At 44.5% G+C, this 23,136-nt stretch carries 19 protein-coding genes; 7 read left to right on the top strand and 12 right to left on the bottom strand.

From position 1 onward, the window contains the following. Positions 1 to 19: 19 nt before the first annotated feature. Positions 20 to 1,039: a bifunctional oligoribonuclease/PAP phosphatase NrnA gene (locus tag KIT51_03535; protein ID UYN87357.1), complete on the bottom strand. Its 1,020-nt coding sequence runs from the start codon at positions 1,037 to 1,039 to the stop codon at positions 20 to 22. A 159-nt stretch (positions 1,040 to 1,198) separates the two neighbouring features. Here KIT51_03535 and KIT51_03530 point away from each other — a divergent pair, with 159 nt between their 5' ends. Next, complete coding sequence (locus tag KIT51_03530; GenBank protein ID UYN87356.1) at positions 1,199 to 1,618, top strand: nucleoside-diphosphate kinase; 420 nt, start codon at positions 1,199 to 1,201, stop codon at positions 1,616 to 1,618. 208 nt (positions 1,619 to 1,826) lie between these two features. On the opposite strand, the gene KIT51_03525 is transcribed toward KIT51_03530, so the two are convergent. Next, positions 1,827 to 2,873, bottom strand: a complete 1,047-nt coding sequence (locus KIT51_03525) for an aminoglycoside phosphotransferase family protein (GenBank protein UYN87355.1) — start codon at positions 2,871 to 2,873, stop codon at positions 1,827 to 1,829. Further along, positions 2,867 to 3,784: a nucleotidyltransferase gene (locus tag KIT51_03520; GenBank protein UYN87354.1), complete on the bottom strand. Its 918-nt coding sequence runs from the start codon at positions 3,782 to 3,784 to the stop codon at positions 2,867 to 2,869. Before KIT51_03520 ends, KIT51_03525 begins: the two co-directional genes overlap by 7 nt. Positions 3,785 to 3,832: 48 nt before the next feature. Here KIT51_03520 and KIT51_03515 point away from each other — a divergent pair, with 48 nt between their 5' ends. Continuing rightward, positions 3,833 to 5,119 (top strand): sugar MFS transporter, encoded by a 1,287-nt coding sequence (locus KIT51_03515; protein ID UYN87353.1) that lies wholly within the window; start codon positions 3,833 to 3,835, stop codon positions 5,117 to 5,119. Continuing rightward, a complete protein-coding gene (locus tag KIT51_03510) occupies positions 5,116 to 5,721 on the top strand; it encodes a chromophore lyase CpcT/CpeT (GenBank protein UYN87352.1) in 606 nt (201 codons plus the stop codon). The genes KIT51_03515 and KIT51_03510 overlap by 4 nt, the downstream gene beginning before the upstream one ends. On the opposite strand, the gene KIT51_03505 is transcribed toward KIT51_03510, so the two are convergent. From KIT51_03505 to KIT51_03485, 5 genes are all read right to left on the bottom strand, one after another. Then, the gene (locus tag KIT51_03505; GenBank protein UYN87351.1) at positions 5,702 to 6,682 is read right to left on the bottom strand and encodes an AAA family ATPase; all 981 of its coding nucleotides are present in this window, start codon (positions 6,680 to 6,682) and stop codon (positions 5,702 to 5,704) included. The two genes, KIT51_03510 and KIT51_03505, sit on opposite strands and share 20 nt — an antisense overlap. Continuing rightward, positions 6,679 to 7,341, bottom strand: a complete 663-nt coding sequence (pnuC, locus tag KIT51_03500) for a nicotinamide riboside transporter PnuC (protein ID UYN87350.1) — start codon at positions 7,339 to 7,341, stop codon at positions 6,679 to 6,681. Before pnuC ends, KIT51_03505 begins: the two co-directional genes overlap by 4 nt. A gap of 169 nt (positions 7,342 to 7,510) precedes the next feature. Beyond that, positions 7,511 to 8,953: an aldehyde dehydrogenase gene (locus KIT51_03495; protein ID UYN87349.1), complete on the bottom strand. Its 1,443-nt coding sequence runs from the start codon at positions 8,951 to 8,953 to the stop codon at positions 7,511 to 7,513. Between the two features lie 82 nt (positions 8,954 to 9,035). Further along, positions 9,036 to 11,111 carry an OmpA family protein gene (locus KIT51_03490; protein ID UYN87348.1) on the bottom strand — a complete coding sequence of 692 codons (2,076 nt, stop codon included), beginning with the start codon at positions 11,109 to 11,111 and terminating at the stop codon, positions 9,036 to 9,038. Positions 11,112 to 11,129: 18 nt separating this feature from the next. Further along, a complete protein-coding gene (locus tag KIT51_03485; protein ID UYN87347.1) occupies positions 11,130 to 11,915 on the bottom strand; it encodes an SDR family oxidoreductase in 786 nt (261 codons plus the stop codon). A gap of 86 nt (positions 11,916 to 12,001) precedes the next feature. Here KIT51_03485 and KIT51_03480 point away from each other — a divergent pair, with 86 nt between their 5' ends. The 4 genes from KIT51_03480 (at position 12,002) to KIT51_03465 (ending at position 15,789) form a co-directional block, all read left to right on the top strand. Beyond that, on the top strand, positions 12,002 to 12,532 hold the full coding sequence (locus KIT51_03480; GenBank protein UYN87346.1) for a 3-hydroxyanthranilate 3,4-dioxygenase: 531 nt from the start codon (positions 12,002 to 12,004) through the stop codon (positions 12,530 to 12,532). A gap of 9 nt (positions 12,533 to 12,541) precedes the next feature. Further along, the gene (locus KIT51_03475) at positions 12,542 to 13,078 is read left to right on the top strand and encodes a DinB family protein (GenBank protein ID UYN87345.1); all 537 of its coding nucleotides are present in this window, start codon (positions 12,542 to 12,544) and stop codon (positions 13,076 to 13,078) included. 14 nt (positions 13,079 to 13,092) lie between these two features. Next, positions 13,093 to 14,358 carry a kynureninase gene (gene kynU / locus KIT51_03470; protein UYN87344.1) on the top strand — a complete coding sequence of 422 codons (1,266 nt, stop codon included), beginning with the start codon at positions 13,093 to 13,095 and terminating at the stop codon, positions 14,356 to 14,358. A 99-nt stretch (positions 14,359 to 14,457) separates the two neighbouring features. Next, entirely contained in the window at positions 14,458 to 15,789 is a 1,332-nt protein-coding gene (locus tag KIT51_03465; protein UYN87343.1) for an FAD-dependent monooxygenase, read from the top strand. Positions 15,790 to 15,893: 104 nt separating this feature from the next. On the opposite strand, the gene KIT51_03460 is transcribed toward KIT51_03465, so the two are convergent. The 4 genes from KIT51_03460 to KIT51_03445 all read right to left on the bottom strand — a co-directional run bounded on the left by KIT51_03460 (position 15,894) and on the right by KIT51_03445 (position 23,049). After that, entirely contained in the window at positions 15,894 to 17,324 is a 1,431-nt protein-coding gene (locus KIT51_03460; protein UYN87342.1) for a transporter substrate-binding domain-containing protein, read from the bottom strand. A 77-nt stretch (positions 17,325 to 17,401) separates the two neighbouring features. Beyond that, positions 17,402 to 18,517 carry a fasciclin domain-containing protein gene (locus KIT51_03455; protein UYN87341.1) on the bottom strand — a complete coding sequence of 372 codons (1,116 nt, stop codon included), beginning with the start codon at positions 18,515 to 18,517 and terminating at the stop codon, positions 17,402 to 17,404. Between the two features lie 11 nt (positions 18,518 to 18,528). Next, complete coding sequence (locus KIT51_03450) at positions 18,529 to 19,593, bottom strand: hypothetical protein (protein ID UYN87340.1); 1,065 nt, start codon at positions 19,591 to 19,593, stop codon at positions 18,529 to 18,531. Between the two features lie 12 nt (positions 19,594 to 19,605). Next, positions 19,606 to 23,049, bottom strand: coding sequence for a carboxypeptidase regulatory-like domain-containing protein (locus KIT51_03445; protein UYN87339.1), 3,444 nt, complete (start codon positions 23,047 to 23,049; stop codon positions 19,606 to 19,608). Positions 23,050 to 23,136 lie beyond the last annotated feature (87 nt).

The raw sequence follows: 23,136 nt of genomic DNA, 5'->3' as shown, positions 1-23,136 counted from the left end.
GGATTTATTTGGTTAATACTTATTTTACTTCACTTAATAGTTTCTCCTTATACTCCGGTAAAATTTTCAAAAAGTTTTCGAGGGTGGCCTGAAGCGATACGGGGGAAGTACCGCCTGATGCATTTTTATGGCCACCGCCATTAAAATGTTTTCGTGCCATTTCGTTTACTGAAAAGTCACCGAGGGACCGGAATGATAACTTAACTTCATCGTTACGCTGATAAATCATAACCGACAAACGGATGCCTTCAATGGATAGCCCATAGTTCACAAAACCTTCCGTATCGCCTGATTGTGATCCGAATTTTTCCAGTTCTTCTTTGGTCAGGGTAATATAGGCCGTCTTGTACTCCGGCAGTACCACCAACTTCTCACTTAATACATACCCCATCAACCGTAAACGCTCAAGGGTATTCGTATCATAAATGAGTTTTGAAACCTTGGTCGGATTCGCCCCAAGCGATACCAAATCGGAGGCAATCATAAATTCTTCGCGCCTGGTATTGTTATGCCTGAAGCCACCGGTATCCGTTAACAAACCAGCATATAAACAATCGGCAATGTTGGCATCTATTTGCGCACGATCACCCAGCTCTATCAGAAGTTCATACACCAGCCCGGCTGTAGAGGCAGCCTTCGGATCCCATTGTTCAAAGTCGGCAAATTTTTCGGGTTCAAGGTGATGGTCAATCAATACTTTTTTAGCGTTCGATTTACGGATCATTTCACCAATGGAATTGATACGGCTTAAGGCGGAGAAATCAAGACAAAAAATGATTTCGGCTTTAGCAACCCGCTCGGCAATTTGATTTTCAATCCTATCATGAAAAATGATAACCTCATCATTTCCGGGCAACCAATTTAAAAATGATGGGTAATCACTTGGCGTGATCACCGAAACGCTATGTCCCTTTTTCTTCAGGTAGGCTGCTAACCCGAGTGAGGAGCCCAGGGCATCGGCATCGGGCTTGTGGTGTGTTACAATAACCACTTGCCGGGCACTGCTCAAAAACTCATTAAACTGCTGAAGATGTGTCATCCGTTCCTGAAAACAAGGGGCAAAAATGCTGAAAATACTCCATAGTCAAATGGAATTTGACCCGGAAGGTCAAAAACTGCTGAAAATAGCGTACGTAAACTATGCACTATGGCTTAATCCTCTATTTTTGCAGCCGAAATCAAAAGAAATAAAACAAAAATGGCAACCAACAGAACTTTTACCATGATAAAACCCGATGCGGTTAGCGCAGGAAATACCGGGGCAATCACCAAAATGATTGAAGAGGCGGGCTTTCGCATTGTAGCGGTGAAAAAGACACAATTAACCCCTGAGCGGGCAGGTCAATTTTACGCGATCCATAAAGAAAGACCTTTTTTTAAAGACTTATGTTCATACATGTCGTCAGGCCCTATTGTTCCGATGATACTGGAAAAAGAAAATGCCGTTGAGGATTTCCGCAAACTGATTGGCGCAACCGATCCGCAAAAAGCCGCACCGGGCACCATCCGTAATCTATTTGCAAAGTCTATTGAGGCCAATGCTATTCATGGTTCGGACAGTGACGCGAACGCAGAGATTGAAGGTAATTTTTTCTTTTCGAACCTGGAGCAATTCTAAATTAACAGATAACTATTAGAAACCATCTCAAAAATAAAATTATTGAAACCGCAGAGTACACAAAGGTTTGCACAAAGGCCACAAAGCGCTACCATTTCAGCGGCTTCTTCTCTGTGAACGTTGTGCGTTCCTCGTGTCCTTAGTGGTTAAACTTATTCTTGAGATGGCTATTGGTGAAAAGCGTGACGTTATGTTGCGCTTTTCTTTTTTAGCGAGGATTCTTTCGAAGGATTTCTACCAGCTTCAATTGGTTTAAGGCACGATTAAGGTTTTGACCTTCGTAAGTTGTGGTATAGTACACATCACCCTTTAAATAATCGGCCAGAAATCGCAACGCCATAATGTACGTCATCATACAGCCTGCAAAAGGAATGGCTTGAATTTCCTTCTCACTAAGCTCACTTTTCATTTCCGATAAGTAGCCTTGCAGCAGCGCATCGTAAATATCTTTCCGGAAAATAATTTTAGTTAAGTCTTGCTCCTCTTCACTCACCGGGCTCACAAAGGTGCGGACCATATCGCCCAGATCGAAAATAAAATAGCCGGGCATGAGAGTATCTAAATCAATTACACAAATAACTTTTCGCGTTAGTGAATCAAGAAGAATGTTGTTGATCTTCGTGTCGTTGTGCATTACCCGCAGTTTCAAAAAACCATTGGTAATTAGGTTATTATATTCATCAACCAGATAAGAAAAATCCTGACATGCTTGTATCGCTTCGGTTGCTTTTTTTAACCGATCAGGTTTTGCACCCGCTAAGGCCTCTTGAAATTGTTCGAAGCGCCAGTTTAAATCGTGGAATCGATCGATCGTGGGTTTAAATTTACTGACATCGCAACCGGATAGATTTTTTGCCAGTTGCGCAAAACCCCTCGCTGCCTCATAGGCCTCCAGGGGTATTCCCACTTCATTGATGGTAATGGAATTTTTAAAATAGGGCAATAACCGCCACGGATATCCCTCCTCATCATACACCATGTCAAGTCCTGTTTGTGATGGAAGGGGTGATAAAAAGAGGTAGTCTGGGTGATTTTTTTTAAGATGGTCGGAAGCTAACCGGATATTAGTCGCGATGATTTCAGGCATTCGAAATACATGATGGTTGACACGCTGAAGTACAAAACTTAACTCGCCATCATCAATTTTAAATGTGCGGTTAATGTGACCGGAACCGAAAGGCTGAATGGGCACACCTTCACGGATGCCAAAGGCGTGTATGATAGATATCGGAACGGAAGACCTACGATCTACCAAAGCTTCTGAGGATACTCCCCTTTATCTACCAGTTCCCGGATTTTTCTGGACACCTCTTCTTTGTCCTCTTTATAGGTAACACCAAACCAAATGTCTCCTCCGGAAATTACTTTAATTTTTCCTTCACCGGATTTCACCAGTTCGTTAGCAATCAGGGGTATAAAAAATTCAGCTTTGATGTTGCCGGCATTGTTCTTTAAAAAACCATGAAACATCCGTTCTGTGGCCGTAAAAATTGAAGGATGAAATCCCCAGAAGTTCATAGAGGTTTTTGCTTCGGGGTTAAGCTCTACATCACCACTTGCTTCTTTGGCAATAATTTTTCCATCAACACGGGCCACATTGGTTCGTTCAACTACGGAAGTCAGGTAGCCGTTGGCATCCTCCTCACCCACACCGCGGGATACACTGCCGTAATCGGATAAAACATTTTTTAAGGTATACCCTACCAGGGTATGCACGCCTCCTGCTGCGCCACCATCGGGCGTATTGAAAAATTTAGCCACATTTTTAAAGGCCACCGGCCCATAAAAATCATCGGCATTAATTACTGCAAAGGGCTCATGAATAACATTTTTAGCACATAGCATGGCATGCCCCGTTCCCCACGGCTTCTGGCGTTCCGCATTTTGAAATTCCTTAGGCACCAGGGTGTCCAGTGCCTGAATCACAAATTCAACTTCCACCTTATCTTTCAGCTTCGGTAAAAAAATTTCTTTTACTGTCTCCAGTATTTCCTCTCGCACAATAAACACCACCTTAGTAAACCCAGCGCGCACCGCATCATATAAGGAGTAATCCATAATGGTTTCTCCGCTTGGCCCAAAGCCATCAATTTGCTTGATGCCCCCATAGCGACTGCCCATACCTGCAGCCAGGACCAGTAGTGTTAGTTTATTGGAAGTACTCATGGTGTTTCAGTTTATTTGCTTTATTATCGAAGGCTAAAAATAGATGCTATGGATCAAAAGGCCAACCGTTACACGTACTCGATTGTCATAATCGGTGTATTATTTTTCATATTCGGATTTGTTACGTGGCTTAACGGAACGTTAATACCCTTTTTAAAACTGGCCTGCGATTTAAAAACCGATGCCCAGGCGTTGTTGGTAACCTTTGCATTTTATATGGCTTATTTCTTCCTGGCTATTCCGTCATCTTTTATTCTCACCAAAACCGGATTTAAAAAAGGCATGGCATTAGGGCTGCTGATTATGGCCGTTGGCGCACTGCTTTTTATACCTGCAGCAAACAGCCGCAGCTTTGCACTTTTCCTTACCGGGTTATTTGTGCAGGGCATGGGATTGTCCCTGCTTCAAACTGCCTCTAATCCATACATCTCTATTATCGGTCCGATTGAATCGGCAGCAAAACGCATCAGCATTATGGGCATTTGTAATAAGGTGGCCGGAGCGCTTAGTCCGGTTATTCTAAGCGCCATCGTATTGAGCGGAGCAGGTGAAATTGAATCACAAATCAATACAGCGGTTGATGAACAAACCCGATTTCAGTTAATGGATTCATTGGCCCAGCGTGTTATCATGCCGTACGTAATTATGGCCGGTGTGTTGATTTTACTGGCCATTATGATCCGCATATCGTCATTGCCGGAAATTGAAACTGAATCGGAAGAATTATCGGATACCAGTCTTTCAAAAAGCAAAACAAGCATTCTTCAATTCCCGCATCTTGTACTGGGTGCTATTTGCATTTTCGTGTATGTGGGTGCCGAAGTAATGGCCGGTGACGTCATCGGGCCGTACGGGAAAGCACTGGGCATGAGCCTGGATGAAACAAAAAATTTTACCTCGTACACGTTGTGGTCGATGGTGGTGGGGTACATCATTGGTATCATCACCATTCCAAAATACATCAGGCAGGAAGATGCGCTGAAATATTCTGCCCTGACCGGAATAATTTTTTCGGTGCTTGCTTTTTTTACAACAGGCTATGTCAGCATTCTGTTCATAGCGCTGTTGGGTTTGGCCAACTCACTGATGTGGCCCGCTATTTTTCCGTTGGCCATTGATGGGCTCGGAAGGTTTACTAAGATAGGATCAGCGCTTTTGATTATGGGCATTGCCGGTGGGGCTATTATACCCCAGGTGTACGGCTGGTTGATTGATACCGATGGCATGGCATGGAGTTCACAGACTGCGTTCTTCTGGTGCGTGCTTCCGTGTTACTTTTATATTCTGTATTACTCTTTACTTGGTCATCGTAGCGGAAAAACACAATCGATATGAAAATTATACCAGCAACAGTACTGCTAAGCATTTGCAGCTTTGCGTTGAAGGCGCAATCCAAGAAAGATTTAACCGAGTTGCACTCCTGGATGGTTGGCCAATTCAGCTCGGCTGAACAAGCTCAACGCGACAGTAATTTTTTTGATATCCGGTTAGGTGTTTACCCCATTTGGAAAGAACGCACAGACGGTTATTGGCTGTATGTGGAACAAGCTTCGGCTTCATCGCTTGATAAGCCTTACCGGCAGCGCATTTACCAACTTACCCTTACTAACCGCGGCATTGAAAGTATTATTTACACATTCGATAATCCGCTTGAGTTTGCCGGCCAGCCTCACAAAGTGGAGGCCTTGCAACGTGATAAGCTTACCACACGCCAAGGGTGCGAGGTTGTGCTGAAGCGAAAAGACAAGAAAACTTTTGTTGGGGGAACGGTTGGAAAAAATTGTGGAAGTGAATTACGGGGGGCAAGCTACGCCACTTCTGAAGCTGTTATTAGCAGCGAAGGCATGACCACACTGGATATGGGGTTCAATGCCAACGATGAGCAGGTATGGGGCTCAACGCATGGCGGTTATCAATTCAGGAAACTTGTTCGATAAGCTTATCGCAATATTCTATAATACGTGATTCTCTTTCATGGTAAGAACCACTTACCATGATGTATTCAATTTTTCTGCGCTCCAATTCATCTTTAAAAAGTTCAAACATATTTCTTCGCTGCTTTTCCTCGCCCAAATCGCGTAGCCCATCACTCACCCAAGGCACATCAATATCGAACAGAAAATACTGATCGTACTGTACCATCTTTTCAAACTCATACAATATAGGCGGAACCACTTTCAGGTAATGACGGGAATAAATTTGTGTAGTGATCAAATCCGTATCACAAAAAAGTAATTTGTTAGCCTGACGTAACTGTTTAAAAATGCGTTCGGTTTGTTTACGGCCAATCATGATGATGTCTTCGCGGTTAAATTCATTGGAGGTAATCAACTCACGCGCAACTTCCGGAACACTTACGGTATGATAATGCCCGGCCATCCTTTTGGCCATTGTGGATTTTCCGGTACTCTCCGGCCCGTAAAAGCAAATCTTTTTTACAAAATAAGGCTTGACATTATCCGGTATGTAATCCCAGTAACGAAAGGGATGCTCACGAACGGCTGAGCCGGAAACCGGATAGTTCTTTCTTTCTGAATCGAAAGAAATATGTTGTGCGCCAAGATGAGTAGCAAAAGGTTCTCCATACGGTTCAGAAGAAAATACTACATCGGTTGGTGGATATGTTTTTTTGATGAATGCAGCCCAACGTTCGGTGCGTGGTCCTATCGGTAAAGACTCGTCATCAAAATTATCCAATACCATGGCCGGCTTTATGGCTGGATTATGTGCAAACAAATCTTGTATCCATGTAAACCGTTGTTCCGGATCAATCGGATCCTGCGGTGTGTAACTCATGGAAACAATTACCTCATCGCACTGCGAAGCTGCAAATTCAATCAGTGCAATATGCCCCTTATGGATGGGAAGGAATTTACCGATGACTAATCCGCGCTTCATTTTACGGCAGGATAACTTTTGTACTCCCTGATCCAGTTAAAAAGTCCGTAGGCAGCAATAAAACAAAACACCAGGTATTCAAAGCCAACAAATTTTATTCCCTTGGCAAAATACATGTAGGTGGCCACCACATCCACAATAATCCAGATAATCCAGCTTTCAATTTTTTTCTGGATCATCAGAAACGTGGTGATGATGCTCATTACGGTAACAAACGAATCCAGGTAAGGAAAGGCACTTGGCATATTGAACACCACCGGAAACCATTCATGTAGACGGCTTGCCAGTGAGCCCACTGCAAAGGTAGCGGCAAGTCCGGAGATGGAAAGCAGGATAAGTTGTGGTGTTTTCATATAACTAACCCGCAACTCATTTTTTCGATCTTCCTCCCCAGGTTTGGGGTGTGTCCATCGCCACCAACCCATCAGGTTAGTAACAAAAAAGAACACCTGTAAAAACATATCCGGGTAAAGCTGCACCTGGTAAAACAGAAAAAAGAATAGCGTAACGTTAATCAACCCTATAGGCCAGCTCCAGATGTTTGCCCGCGAAGCCAAAAAAACCGCTACAAAACCGGCAAGGGTTCCGAAGAACTCCAGGTAGCTCATTTGGTAGCCCCAGAGTTCGAAGAAGATTTTGTTGATGTCGAAGAAACTCATTTCTCAAAAATAAGTTTAACCACTAAGGGCACGAAGAAAGTACAAAGTTCACAGAGAAGAAGCAACTGAATTGTAGCGCTTTGTGCCTTTTGTGCAGACCTTTGTGTACTCTGTGGTTTCAATAATTGTATTTTTGAGATGGCTTCTACTTACGTCTTGATACTTATATCTAAATTTTAATACACACATTCTTCGCCTCGGTAAAAAATTTCATTGCCTCCCAACCTCCTTCACGGCCCACACCACTTTGTTTCATGCCGCCAAAGGGTGTGCGCAAATCGCGGAACAACCAGCAGTTTACCCAAATGATTCCGCTCTTAAGTTGTGCTGCAACACGATGTGCGCATTTTAAATTTTCCGTCCAGAGCGTGGCCGACAAACCGTAGCCTGTGCTGTTGGCATAACCAATCACTTCATCTTCGGTATCAAACGGCAAAATGGTAACAACCGGACCAAATATTTCTTCCTGGTTGGTACGGCAAAATGCATTGAGGCCGGTAATTACTGTTGGTTCAACAAAATAACCATCCGCACAACGGCCATTCAGTTTTACCTGATTTCCCCCGGTTAAAATTGTTCCGCCTTCCTGTTTCGCCAGTTCAATGTAACTAAGTACTTTCTTCATGTGTGCTTCCGATACCAATGCACCCACTTTGGTTTGTTCATCGTTCGGATCGCCAACCGTAAGTTTCTTTGTACGCAAAACAAATTCTTCTACAAAGCGATTGTACATACTTCGTTCCACAAAAATCCGTGAGCCGCATAAACAGATTTCGCCTTGGTTAGAAAAAGATGACTGTATGGAGGTGTGTATTGCTTGATCGAAATCACAATCAGCAAAAATGATGTTCGGGTTTTTACCGCCTAGTTCAAGCGAAAGCTTTTTAAACATGGGTGCTGCTGTTGCCGCTATCTTTTTTCCGGTAACCGTTCCGCCTGTAAATGAAATGGCAACAATATCCGGGTGATCTATAATAGCCTGACCGGCTTTAGGCCCAAGGCCGTGAATAATATTCAATACCCCATTCGGTAAACCTGCTTCCATACAAAGTTTAGAAAACAGAAAAGCCGTCATGGGTGTAAGCTCTGAAGGTTTTGCTATAACTGTACACCCTGCTGCCAATGCTGGTGCAATTTTCCAGGTAAATAAATAAAGGGGCAGGTTCCACGGAGAAATGCAACCCACTACACCCACTGGTGTGCGCGTAGTGTAGTTGATCGCCTCTTGCCCGGTAATGTGTGCCTCGGATGAAAAGTGAATAGCACCCGTGGCAAAGAAGCGCATGTTGGCTGAAGCCCGGGGAATGTCAACCACTTTGGCAAGCTTAACCGGTTTACCCTGGTCGATACTTTCAGCTAAGGCAAGCTGATCTAAATCACGATCGATCAGGTCGGCAATTTTTTGAAGGATAGCGGAACGCTTTTCTACCGGCATAGTCGACCAGGCCGGAAAAGCAAAACTTGCCGCATCAACAGCGCGCTGAACATCTCCGGCATCGGAATCAGGGACAAGACTATACGGTTTGCCCTCAGCGGGATTGAAATTCTCTAAATAATTTCCTGAAACGGGATCAGTCAATGCCCCGTTTATATAGTTGCTTATTTTCTGCATGTCAACCTGTTAAAATTATAAAGCACAACGGTGACGCAAAGAAGGCACAAAGTTCACAAAGAAGATTCTTACCTGTGCAGGTTTATTTTCTGGTCACTTTAAACTCTACACGCCTGTTCATTTTACGGTTCTCTTCCGTGTCGTTTTTTACCAGGGGTTTTTCGCTGCCATAACCTTTTCCGGTAATGCGGCCGGCAGCAATACCATTTTTCACAAGATAATCTTTTACTGCGCCAACGCGTGCCTGCGATAGTGCCAATAAGCTGGTAGGGTTGCCCACATTATCGGTGTGTCCGCTGAGCATGATCTCCATGGTTGGGTTTTCTTTAAGAATAATCACCAGTCTGTCAAGTTCCGGATAAGACTCAGGTTTTAGTACCGGCTTGCCCTGTTCAAAAAAAACATTGTTGAGGGCAATGGCTTCCCCCACTTCAATCGGAACCAGCAACAAATCCTTTTTTGATTCGGTATACGTGCTCACGCTCATCAACTCCAGGTTTTCATTTACGGATAGAAATCCTTTAGCCCTGGCATGCAACCCATAGTTTGTTCCGTATGGCAAAACCACACGATAGTCGCCTGTTGCCGGGTCGGATTTAGCCTCGCCCGCTTCTTTTCGCGTAACGATATTTTCAAAAATAATTTCTGCCTGCACGGGCTTATTGGTTTTTGCATTCAACACTTTGCCGAATACCAGTACCACCGGATCGGGCTTAACCGATTGCGGCAATTTTATCCGTACAATATCGGATTTTCCAAAACCACCAGCCGAAGTGCAAAGGTAAGCCACCTCTCCGGATGCAGGCACGGTGTAGTAGGCATCAAAACCAAATGTGTTGATTTCCGGCCCCAGGTTAACCGGTTTGGTCCAGCTTGTCCATGAATCGCCTATGCGCTTGCTCATAAAAATATCCAATCCGCCATAGCCGGGGTGACCATCAGAAGCAAAATAAAGCGTACGTCCATCGGCCGCTAACACGGGCGAAGCCTCATTGCCCGGGGTATTAATAACCGGTCCCAGGTTTATGGGCGTGCTCCATTTACCATCAACGCCTTTAAGGGAAACAAAAACATCTTTCTCTTCACGGTTTTCTTTATAAAAAAGGCTGCTTTTATTTTTTGCCGTAAACAAAATTGATTTTCCGTCTGGCGCTTGTGATGCCTCAAAGTATTTATGTTCGTTTTGATACTGCACACCCAGCATACCTGCGCTGCGCCATCCTGAAGTGGTTCGTTCAAACAATTCAAAATCGGTTGCCGTAGCCATGAGTATACTGTTGTTATCCTGCCCGATTGAAACGATATTATTTACCTGCTCAGAATTTATAGGTGCACCTATATTTTTACTTGTTGTCCAGGTAACGCCATCCACAGATGTACTGAACCATATATCCGAAGCATCCTGCTCACCACCGGTGTTCGCGGGGCTATGCTTTCGGGCGAAATAGATTGTCCTACCATCTACAGATATTTTGGGCGTGACTTCGTCAAACTCCGTATTCACCATAGCGCCCAGGTTTTCCTTTACCAATCCCCTCGGCATATCGGCAGGAAGGTTTATGACTATATCCGATTTTAAAATAAAATCATCTACGAGCAACCGCATATCGGTGTAGGCAACAAACCCTAGTGTTTTGCCATACCACGAGGTAGGCTTAATGCTAAACACTTCTGCTCCATTAACAAAAAATTTCATCACCTCATCACGTTGCTCAACTTTCAACCGGTTGGCAAGGCCAAGGGGTTTAATGTTTTCAATCTTCTTCCAGTCTTTAGCATCTTTCCTGGCCTCATCATATGTCCACACTTTGGCATAACCATTCGTTGAAATAACAAAAGCATTTATTTTCGACTTCTCATCATATCCCCAAATGAAACCAAAACCATTATCGGTACTCCCGTTGGTTTGGGTAAAGCTTGCTTCAAACAAAAAATCCTTTCGTTCATCCAGGCCCGGGTAGATATAAGTCATCCATCCACCGGCAGGGGCTATTATTTCATAGTGGCCGTTTTTAATCTGAACCGAGTGCTTGTCATCCTTTTCCTCATGCCATCCCAGGTGGTTATCCTTAAAATCTTCCTGCACCAATACGGTGAGTTGAGCATGTGCGGCCACACACCCCAACAGTAGCGCTGAAATGAGAAAAACATTTACCATGAAATCAGATAAAGCCTATTAAAGTGAGCCCGTTCGGCCCCCATCTACAGGAACATTTATTCCATTAATATAGGCGGCTGCCGGGGTAGCCAAAAATGCCACCGATGCCGCAACTTCATGTGCCTCACCTATCCGGCCGGCAGGGATTTCCGCAACCATTTCGTTCATCACTTCTTCAAAGGAACGCTTTGATTTTTCAGCTTTTGATTTTACCAGCGCCTCTAACCGACCCGTCATCGTGGCACCAGGCAAAACATTGTTCACGGTAATTCCAAACGGCCCCAATTCAACCGACAATGTTTTGGCCCAACTTGCAACAGCACCCCGAATCGTATTGGAAACTCCCAAACCCCGCAAGGGGATTTTAACGGATGTGGAAATAATATTTATTATGCGCCCGTATTTTTCCTTTTTCATGGATGGAACCACCGCCTGAACCAAGGACTGGTTGCACAACAAATGCGCAGCAAATGCTTTAACAAATTCTTCTTGCCGGGCATCAATGGCCAGCCCACCCGGGGGGCCGCCCGTGTTGTTAACTAAAATGTGAACCGCGTTTGATGATACGTATTTTGTGATAACGCGATCCACCTCATCAACATTGGAAAAATCGGCCTTCAGAAATCCATGTTGTTGACCGTGTTTAACCGGCAACTCGGTAAGTACGCTCAATAATTTTTGTTCATCGCGTGCCAACAGGGTAACGGATGCACCCAAGGAGGCTAATTCAATAGCCGAAGCTTTGCCTATACCCTGCGTGCTTCCACAAACCACGGCTTGTTTTCCGGTTAAATCAATATTCATACAGCCCCATAAAGTGTTAGAAAACTACATTGAAATGTTCTTAAATTAGCAATTCTTCAATTGATCACCGACTAATTTTTAAAAATATGCCCATACGCAGACCGTTCAACCTGAACCAATGGATTACCGAAAACCGATCACTGCTTAAACCACCTGTAGGGAATAAAAATTTATATGCCGATGCCGGGGACTACATTGTAATGATTGTGGGCGGACCCAATGCCCGAAAAGATTACCATTTCAACGAAACAGAGGAACTCTTCTATCAACTGGAAGGCGACATTAATGTTCGCATACAGGAAGACGGCAAACCGGTGGATATACTCATTAAGCAAGGCGAAATGTTTCTGCTGCCGGCCCGTGTACCACACCGGCCTGAACGCCCGGCCAACTCGGTAGGACTTGTAATTGAATGCAAACGCCCGGAGGAAAATATACTGGATGGCTTACAGTGGTACTGCGACAAATGCAATAATAAACTGCATGAATACCGCTTTCATCTGGATAATATCGAAAAAGATTTTTTGCCGCGCTTTCGCGAATTCTACGGCTCACACGAATTGCGAACCTGTAAAAAATGTGGTACCGTTATGGAGGCCGACCCACGGTTTGTTTAATCCTTACATATGAACAAAACCCCAATCGCAGAACTGCTGGCCCGAAAACACCAACTTTTTATTGAGGATATTAAACGCTTGTCGGATGAAAACTTTGTCTTCTCTCCTGTAGGCAAATGGTCAGCCGGCCAGCAACTTGATCACCTTGTGCGAAGTACCAGCCCCGTTAATCTTGCCTTTTCCCTTCCGGGAATTTTAATAACCTTGTTTTTTGGAAAAGCGAACCGCCCCTCAAGAACATACGATGGGTTAGTGGAAAAATATCAAGCCAAGCTGGCCTTGGGTGGAAAGGCATCTGGCCGATTTATTCCGAAGCCTGTCGCTGTAAATCAACGTGATCAGCTTATCAGAAAATTGGAACGCCTTGTTGAATCCCTGATCAGGCGAGCTCAAAAATATCCGGAAGATCAACTGGACAGGCTGCTTCTCCCCCATCCCTTGCTGGGTAAGCTTACCTTTCGGGAAATGTTATATTTTACCACCTACCATGTTGAGCATCATCACAAACAGGTTGCGGCCCATCTAAAGGAAACGATTAAATCGTAAACCGATCATCTACCATGAAATTTGAAAACTCCTTAAGCTTCGCGAAAAAGCTCGATAAAGCCGATGTATTGAAATCGTTTCGAAACCAGTTTGAAATGCCAACGGTTAATGGGAAGAAGTGCATTTACTTTACCGGCAATTCACTGGGTCTCCAACCCAAGTCAACAAAAAAGTTTGTTAACGAAGAACTTACGGATTGGGCTAAACTTGGCGTAGAGGGGCACCTGCATTCACGAAGGCCTTGGTTGTACTATCACAAATTCAGCAAAAAAGCACTTGCACAACTAGTTGGTGCCAAACCGATTGAAGTTGTGGCCATGAACCAGCTAACAGTAAACCTGCATTTAATGATGGTTTCGTTTTACCGGCCAACAAAACAACGGTTCAAAATAATTGTTGAAGCCGGTGCTTTCTCCTCCGATCAATATGCCTTTGAGTCGCAACTAAAATGGCACAATCAAAATCCTGCTGAAGCCTTGGTCGAACTGAGCCCACGCAAAGGCGAAAACACATTACGCCTTGAAGATATCCTTACCACAATTGAAGCTCACGCATCGCAGCTTGCTTTGGTGATTTTTGGAGGTGTTCAATATTACACCGGTCAGTTTTTCAACATTAAAAAAATTACTGAAGCTGCCCACAAAGCCGGAGCGCATGCCGGTTTCGACCTGGCGCATACTATTGGCAATGTTCCTTTAAACCTGCATGGCGATGGGGTGGATTTTGCCGTGTGGTGCAGTTACAAATACCTGAACTCCGGCCCGGGTGGTATTGCCGGGGCATTTATACATGAGCGACATGCACAAAATTTTGACTTGCCAAGATTTTCAGGTTGGTGGGGGCACCACGAGAAAGAACGCTTTCAAATGAAAAAAGGATTTATTCCCATGCCCGGTGTTGATGGTTGGCAACTCTCCAACTTCCCGGTGCTATCGGGCGCAGCCCATTTAGCCTCATTGGAAATTTTTCAGCAGGCCGGAATAAAAAACCTGCGAAAAAAAAGTTTGTTACTCACCGGCTACCTCGAATTTCTGTTATCTGAAATTGATCCGAACAATAAAATCTTTACCATACTTACACCATCAAACCCTCGTGAACGCGGGTGTCAGCTGTCTGTTTACATGAAGCAGAAAGGCAAGGAAGTTTTTAAAGCGCTGACCAAAGCCGGAGTTGTTGCCGACTGGCGCGAACCCAATGTAATTCGTGTGGCGCCAGTACCACTTTACAATACCTTTGAAGAAGTATTTCGCTTCGCAGAAATTTTCAGGAAAGCAATTTAAAATATTCAGTGCTGCACCGTAAAAGGATGCTTAATTCACTGATAATTATCAGATTTTTTATCACCTTGAAAAGCTATATTCCGCAGTGATTTAATTTTCATGAAAGAAACAAAACACATCGCCATTGTAGGGGCCGGGCTTGTTGGCTCACTGCTTTCCATTTACCTGGCAAAACGGGGGTATAAAGTGTCGGTTTACGAACGCAGGCTTGATATGCGCAAGCACCTGATTGAAGGTGGCCGCTCCATAAACCTGGCTTTGAGCAATCGCGGTATTCGCGCCCTTGAGGCCGTTGGGCTGGCCGAAGTGCTCAGGCAAAATGCCATACCCATGCATGGGCGAATGATTCACGATGAAACCGGGGAGCTGAATTTTCAACCCTACGGTAAAACTGGTCAGTTTATCAACTCCGTTTCACGGGGCGGATTGAATATGGTACTGATGACCGAAGCTGAAAACCATGGGGTTGAATTTTTCTTTGAACACCGGTGCCTGGGGGTAGATTTTTCCAAAACAGAATTAACCTTGCAAGAATATGAAGCGGTGAAGCACAAATCATTTGATCTGATCATCGGGTCGGACGGAGCCTTCTCAGCCGTGCGTGGCGCCATGCAATTCACCGATCGTTTTGAATACCAGCAAACCTATATCGAACACGGCTACAAAGAATTGCGTATACCCGCCAGCGAAAATGGCGATTACCAGCTGGAGCCCAATGCCCTGCACATTTGGCCGCGCGAAAGTTACATGCTGATTGCGCTCCCCAATCCCGACAGAACATTTACCTGTACACTATTCTTGCCGTTTGAAGGGCCTTCATCCTTCGAACAACTGAATTCAAAAGAAGCTATCCAGGATTTTTTTGAAAAGAGTTTTGCTGATGCGGTGCCTATGATGCCAACCCTGCAGGAAGATTTCAGGGACAACGCCACGGCATCATTAGTCACCATCCGCTGTTATCCCTGGGTTCGAAACAAAACCTTGCTTATCGGTGATGCTTCGCACGGCATTGTGCCTTTCTTCGGCCAGGGAATGAATGCCGGCTTTGAAGATTGCCGGGTGCTGAATGAGTTGCTGGATAAGCATGGCGATAAATGGAAAAAGGTACTACCCGAATTTCAGGAACTTCGTAAGCCCGATGCCGATGCCATTGCGCAACTGGCACTCGATAACTTTATTGAAATGCGCGACCTGGTGGCCGATGAGGATTTTATCCTGCGAAAGAAAATTGAAGCCCGTTTACATGAACACTATCCCGATAAATGGATTCCGCTTTATACCATGGTTACCTTCCGCGATGACTTGCGCTACTCGTACGCATTAGAAACCGGAAGAAAACAAAAAGCTATTATGGACGAGGTGCTGAGCAGACCCGGGATCGGCAAAAACTGGGAGACCATAAACCTCGAGGAAATAGTCAGCAAACTTTAGTCGCTCCGGTCACGCTAACACCAAACCAAACTTTGTCAACTTGAACGAATTATGATTCCCCTCTCCTGCAGGCTCCTGCAGGAGAGGGGTTAGGGGTGAGGTTTTCATGCCGTAATCAAAAGCTTATACTCTTCGTAGCGGCTTAAAATTGCTTTGATATAATTTACTGGTTCTTCGCACTTACAATAGCCCGCTATAACCACCGGGTCGCGATAATATTTTGGATTTGATTTTTTTAACAGATACGACTCCACAACAGCCCACGAAGTTGGGTCCTCTTCATATTTCACAGCGAGCTTACGGGCATCGATAATATGCGTTAGTCCGGCATTGTACGAGGCCAGTACAAATTTTAAGCGCTCATCCTGATCGGCTATATCCTTCGACCAATACTTATCCAGATGCTTTAAAAACCGCACGCCACCACGTAAACTTTGGCGTGGGTTTTCAGGATCATTAACCCCAAATCGTTTGGCCGTTTCAGGCATGAGTTGCATCAATCCTTTCGCCCCGGCCCACGATTCACCTTGTGGATCAAATCGCGACTCCTGATAGATAATCGCGGCCAATAAGCGCCAGTCCCAACCCAACTCTGTGGCACCCTCCTTTATCAGTTCATCAAAAGGCGATATTTTATTACCCGCCAACGAAGAGTAATCGCTGGTAAGCCGTATGATAGATGTTCGTGGGCTGTTAAAGTACCGGTTAAAAATTACCATAAACGTAGGTTCCTTCTTTACTTTTATGAGCCATTCATTTATTGCCCCTTCCAATTCCGGAGAGTTTTTCCGTACGGCCCAGGCAATGGTTTGCGGCAAGCTGATGATAGTCTCAACATCCAGGTTGTTGTAATAGGCTGCATTTACACGGGCAATAATGTTATCGGTAATCGTGTAATCAATTTCACCTAAAGCTACTGCCCTAATTAAATTTTCTGTTTCGGCATTGGTACTATCGTGCCGGGCAATAATCTCGCCCCCAACCTCTTCAGAAAGATGTTGCAAACGTTGCGCGAAACTGGAACCCGGCATTACATATACTTCTTTGCCGATAAGCTGTGAGGGCTTGCGGATGAGTTGTGCATTTAACTGATCGCGCGTGAGCTGGCGCCAGTTTTCCGGCTTGCGCTGCACCAGCACCTGGTATGAATCAAATTGAGGATTGGTGAAGCTTACTTTTTTGGTTCTTTCTTTGGTTACCGTAAGCGGAAAGGCAAGAATATCGCCTTCTCCCTTATTCAATTGTTCTATAGCCCGTTCAATGCCTGAGGTGACCCGTATGCGAAGGTCAACCTGTAAATGATCGGCCAATAGTTTAAGCAGTTCATACTCATACCCCATTGAACGGCCTTTGTAAATGAAATAGCTGAATGAGTTGTTATCCACCAGGGCATTAATGAACCCCCGTTCTTTAATCTCCTGAAGGTCGATGGATACCAAAGGATCATGCTCCGGTTTTTGGCGGGCAAAACGGTTGCACGAAAGAAACGAACCTATGAAAACAAGGGAAAAAACAAGCCTTTTATAGAGCTGCATAGCTCATTGAAAATAGGCATTATGGGGGTAAAATAAAAGAGGCCCCAAAGGGCCTCTTTTGCATGCAATGGCAACAATTATTTTAAAACATCATCAATACGGTGCAATACCCCGGCATTGGTTAAAATGTTTGCCGTGGTAACATCAGGGTTGTTTGCTCCATCGTTTAATGTTACAGTAGCCCCTGAAATATTTATAGTAAAAGACTTACCCGCCAAAAGCGTATTTACGGTTTGTCCGTTGGTTAAATCAGTAGACAATACCCTTCCTGCAACAATCTGATTTTTAACCATGTTAGCGACTTCAGTTACAGACATTGCCTTTAATGCTGCGATAGCATCTGCCTCTGTAGCAGCTGAAAGAGCAGCAAGCCACCGCCCGTCATTAGCTGTAAAAATGGTAAAATCGGGAAGAGGAGATGAATTAGGAAGCAATGTTGTAGCCATTTCACCTTTAACTATGGCATAAACCAATATGTCAAAATCTGCCGCATTTCCATCAGCAGCAGCTTCAGCTGCGGCTAATGACGGAGTAATCGTTGGTGGGTTGGTGCCGTAATTTATACTGATGCCTAAACTGGCTAATGCACTTGCAGTAGTAACCGGGTTCAACACTTTGTTAACTGTGTGGATTACGCCATTCGAAGCATCTATATTCGTGGTTATCACTTTTGCGCCATTTCCAGCACCGGTACCGGCATTGTTTGCATTCAAAAGCACCTGCGAACCAACTTTTGAAATGGAAAGCCTACCACCTTGTTGGGTGGTGAAGACCTGCCTTCCAGATATTTGAGAAGCGACAACCTCACTACTGAAAATGTGATAGTTTAAACGGGAAGTTAACGTTGCAATATTAACCGTTGATGTTGTGCTCATGGTATTATTGATGTAGTTGATTACATCTATTTCATCCCAGGCTGGCTGGTTTAAAGCTCCCCTGAAAAATACTGTGAAGGCACTATCGTGAGGTGCAAAAACAGTAAAATTACCCGAATTCACATTGTTGTACGAACGCGCCAGTCCAGTTTTATTTAAGGCAGCAAACAAAATATTCAAATCAGGATTTGTTGAGGCTACCTGAACAATTGTAGGCCCACTGGCTGGTTCAGGTTGTTCAAACTCAGAGCACGCAGCTAAAATGCCACTAAAGGCAAGAACCGCGACAAAAGAATATAGATTTAGATATCTCTTCATGGCTTTTAAAATTAATTGTGTTGAACAACAGTGGCGCCAAGTGCCCTGTTACCAGTGCCACCTTCGATGCCGCGAATTACTACTGTATATACTTTGTCAACCAAGAATTGAACAGGTTCGCTGGTATGAATGATGTTTGTAAAAGCAGCATCTTTAGCTACTTCTACGCGGTACTGATTAGGAACACTGGCAATGTTGGTATTCTGCAGGGTGAAGTTTACACCTGTACCCGTTACAGTACGTGAACCAACTGTTGGGCTAAAGGCAGGGAAACCAAGTATGTAGGGCACGTTAGCTCCAAGTGAAATGATTGAACCTGTTGAGACTGGATTTAACCGCACCCAAAGTCCATCAGTAGTATTTCGCGGTGAGGCCTGCACCAACCTGATACCTGATTGTGTAGTATTTCCAGCGGCAAAGGTTGGGTAGATATCACGCACCAAATAAAAACGAACACCACCCGGATCGCTGGCACCAAGCGGAACTATTCCAATGGGCACCAATTTAGCCCGCTGAGCAGGTGAAAGTGCAGCCTTTTGTACAACTGAAATATAACCTCCGGATGAAGGATTAAAAAAAGTTGTGTCACCAAAGTTTTGTGCATTTAACGTACGGGCCGGACGCGGTCGTGAAATAGAATCTAAGGCGAAAAGTGAATAACGTGCCCCGTTAACAGCAGCAAAGTTATTCGTGTTATTATTTCCTGCCCTATAGATAACGTCATTCGAACCAAGAACACCACCAATAGTCCCGGAGGTTGCCTTGGCTCGGATATTTGTATTGGCAGTAAAACCTCCGGCACCGCCCGAGGTTATCGTTACAGTTGTGTAGCCGCTTTGTCCGGTACCAAAATCTGCACTGGCCCCGGTTTTAGAATTATTAATGTGCATATCCAAGGAAGGTGAACCAGGCGCAACATTTACAAAAAGAAAGTTAGCGCTAAAACCTGATGGTTGCGGATTCGGTACCGCAGTTATGTATTCAGGATCTTCACAAGACCACAATGCTGCAATTGAAAAAACACTCGCTTTAGCCAGGTTTTTCAGGTTTATATAATTTGTCATAATTTTTTTCATTAACTGTAGTGCTTAAAAAATATAACGGAAACCAAACTGAACCTGCCAACGACCGCCTACGGTTTGCAAAGGGATGTAGGAGTTGCTTAATGGAGTGCCATCTGCATTAGTATCGAAGGTATAAACAGGCTTTCCAGTGGTAGCTGACCATGGATTTCCATTTCCATCTACCGGGCTAGTTACTGTACCTGCTGTGTGCGGAGTTTCGAAACCTAAAAAGCGAATTACTTGTGTACGAGCCGGGTTCTTAATAACACCCCAGTCGGAATTCAGCATATTAAGGAAATTCTCCACATTAGCAGAAAATTGAAGCGTATTACGTTTACCCCTTACATCCACATAAAAATCCTGAAGGAAGTTTAAGCTTAGGAAATTAACCCACGGGGCGATTGCACCGTTTCGTTCAGCAAACTGCCCCCTGCGGCTATTGAGATATTTATCCTGGCTAATGTAGCTATCCAATTGGTTCCATATTTCATCAAGTGAACGGGTATCATTGGCACTACCTGTGCTCAATACGATTTCTGATTTGTTTCTGGGAATGTAAATCAGATCATTACCGGCTATACCATCACTGTTCGGGTCGCCCTGATACGTGTACGAGAAATTATTGCCCGACCGGGCTTCCAGACTAAACCCTAACGTTGACGCAAAGTACCTTGCATACTCTTTCCTATAGGAACCATAAGCAATCACCCTATGAGGAGTAAGCGTACCAGCGTAGGATAACTCAGGGCTATTAGGTCCGTTTACATGAGCTTGAGAGCTGAAAATACTTCCTGCTGTTGACGCGCTTTGCGGGTTGACTTCTCGTGCATCAGTATAGGTATAAGCTACCGATAATTCAAAGTCTCTGCTGAAGCTTTTCCTAAACTGAGTTGTTATGCTCCACTGATGGCCTTTGTTGGTGTTATCAAGCACCAATGCCTGGCTCACGTCACCTTGAACGCGCCTATCATTAGCAATAATTGCACGATCTAAAGTTGTGTTGCCGGGCACAGCACCAAACAACGGCCGTCCATCCCCATTTAGTTTAGCTACAGCCGGAGCGATGTTCGCGTCACGGATATATACTGCATTGATGTCTTTTGTGAGGATAAATTCAAGCGTTCCAACTATGCCAAAAGGTAATTTTTGATCGATGGCAACATTGCTACGCCACACTTGAGGGAACCGGAAATCCTTAACCAAGGTATTTACACCAGCAACTACTGCCGGACGACCAAAATTCCGATCAAGCGGATTTGTGATAAGTGCAGGTTGGCCAGCATTTAGATCAGCAAACTGTTCGGGTGTAGCCGCATAAGGAGTCGTTGAAAAATTGTAAGGGAATCCGTCTCCGGTTAAATCAAACGGTACGTTTGCTGAATTGAACTGTCCAAAGAATAATCCATTATTGCTAACCGCATTGGATAGCCATACGAATGGCACCCGACCTGTAAGCACCCCGGTACCACCGCGGATTTGAGTTGAACGGTCACCGTTAACATCCCAATTGATACCTACTCGAGGTGACCATAAAGGCCTTACCTGGGGCCAACCTCCAACACGTAACTGTTCACCATTAAAGTCAAGGCGGTTAACATAATTGTTCACAGGCAAAACAGTAAGATAGGTAGGAATATCCACTCGCAAACCTCCGGTAATTTTTACCTTATTAATGCCCGTGTACTCATCTTGGGCAAAAAAGCCAAGCTGTAAAGCTGACCATTCCACAGCCGATGCATCAGGGCCTCCCGGAACTGCTATATATTGAATTGTATACTGCGATGGCCTTGCTGAAGCAGTCGTAGCCGCGGTTGCATCGGCATAAAAATCAGAAAGGCTATTGTATCGGTAAACTCCATTTACCAATGCAGTAAACCTGTTCTTAAATGTGTACAACTCATTAGCTGTTCCAATGGTTATCACATGGTTCTTTTTATAAATGGAAAAGTTATTGTTGATCTGTATTACATCCTGATTAAGCAGGTTGTTTTTCGTAAATGGATCAGGCCCAAAAGAAGTCAACATTTGACCGTTGGGGCCAATAATATCAACCATAGGGAAATCCGGTACTGCCAAGCCACCGGCATTTTCACGGAAATCCCGGAAGGCACTGTACCCTACTACCAGGTTGTTTGAGTACTTTCCTTCACCAAGCATGGAGTTAAGTTCGGCTGTGACAGAATATTGATTATTATTAATCCGGTAGTACGATGAGGAGAATGAAAGTACGTTATTGTTATTACCACGACCACCCGGAGGGCCACCCACAAAACCACCTGATCCACTAGGAGGCACATCTTGAAATGCATTGGTTACATTTCCTCGAACAGTAAGCTTATGGTTTTTACTCAAGTTGTAATCGAAACGAACCACATAGCGGAGGCTATTATTCTCGCGGTTAAAGTCCTTATACACCCCTGGGTCATAGTTGTAATTGTCTATTAAAAACTGACGAAGACCAGCCAAACCGGTTTCAGGATCATTATCATCTGTTGCTTGCGTCCGCCCAACCGTTGATTCACTCTTATTTGCCCTTACCGGGTTTGTGTAAAATGGATCGGTACGCTGCTCCCATTCAATGTTAGCAAAGAAGAAAGCTTTATTTTTAATAATTGGGCCACCTAACCTAACCCCATAGTTTGAAGCCTTGAAATTGGGAATTGGGATCTCTTGACCCTCAACCTTTTTACCCGCCATACTCTCATTTCGGAAAAAATAATATGCCGAGCCACTTAATTCATTTGTTCCGCTTCGTGTTACCGCGCTAATACCTGCACCAGTAAAATTGCCCTGGCGTACATCATAAGGTGATAGCGAAACGGTTAATTCCTGGATTGCATCCAAGCTGAAGGGAGTTGTATTTGACTGACCTGCCGGAAGCGGGTTTAGACCAAATACATTATTTACTGTCGCGCCATCGATGGTCAAGTTGTTATAGAGGTTACTCCTTCCACCAAATGAGAAAGAGCTACCCCCTGCCTGAGGTGTTAAGCGGGTGATATCCCGAAAATCCCGACCAATTGATGGAAGCCGCTGGATGTCATTGGTACTAAAGTTTGATGAAGTACCTATTTTATCGGAGTTTAGTACTGCATCCTTTGTCGCTGTAACAACAACCTCTGACAATTGCGTGGCCTCATCAATGAGCACAAAGCTTAGGACCAAGGTTTGACCAAGCTGCAGGTAAACATTCTCTTGCTTTTGTTCCTTGTAACCTACGAAGGTTACGGTAACCGTGTACGGTCCCCCAACACGCATAGCCGGAAAGTTATAGTAACCATCCGCGCGTGAAGCGGCACCATATTGAGTGCCAGAAGGTACGTGTAAAGCAACAACGTTGGCACCAGGGATAACTTCTCCCTTAGTGTCTTTAACTACGCCTGTCATGGAGGCAGTAGTAACCCCCTGTGCAAAAGCCCCGAAACAGGCCGTAAGCGCAAGGGTTGCGAGTAGTAAAATTCTCCTCATAGATTTGGATTTAAGTTGTTTATCATGGGGCAACAAAATTATCCCGATTTACCGGATGTGGTTTTAAATGCGCTTTAAATCTTTCCA

The sequence above is a fragment of the Cyclobacteriaceae bacterium genome (genome assembly GCA_025808415.1).
GTDB lineage: Bacteria > Bacteroidota > Bacteroidia > Cytophagales > Cyclobacteriaceae > UBA2336.
Note: the sequence above shows the minus strand (reverse complement) of the source record. Positions and strands in the feature narration are given on the sequence as shown.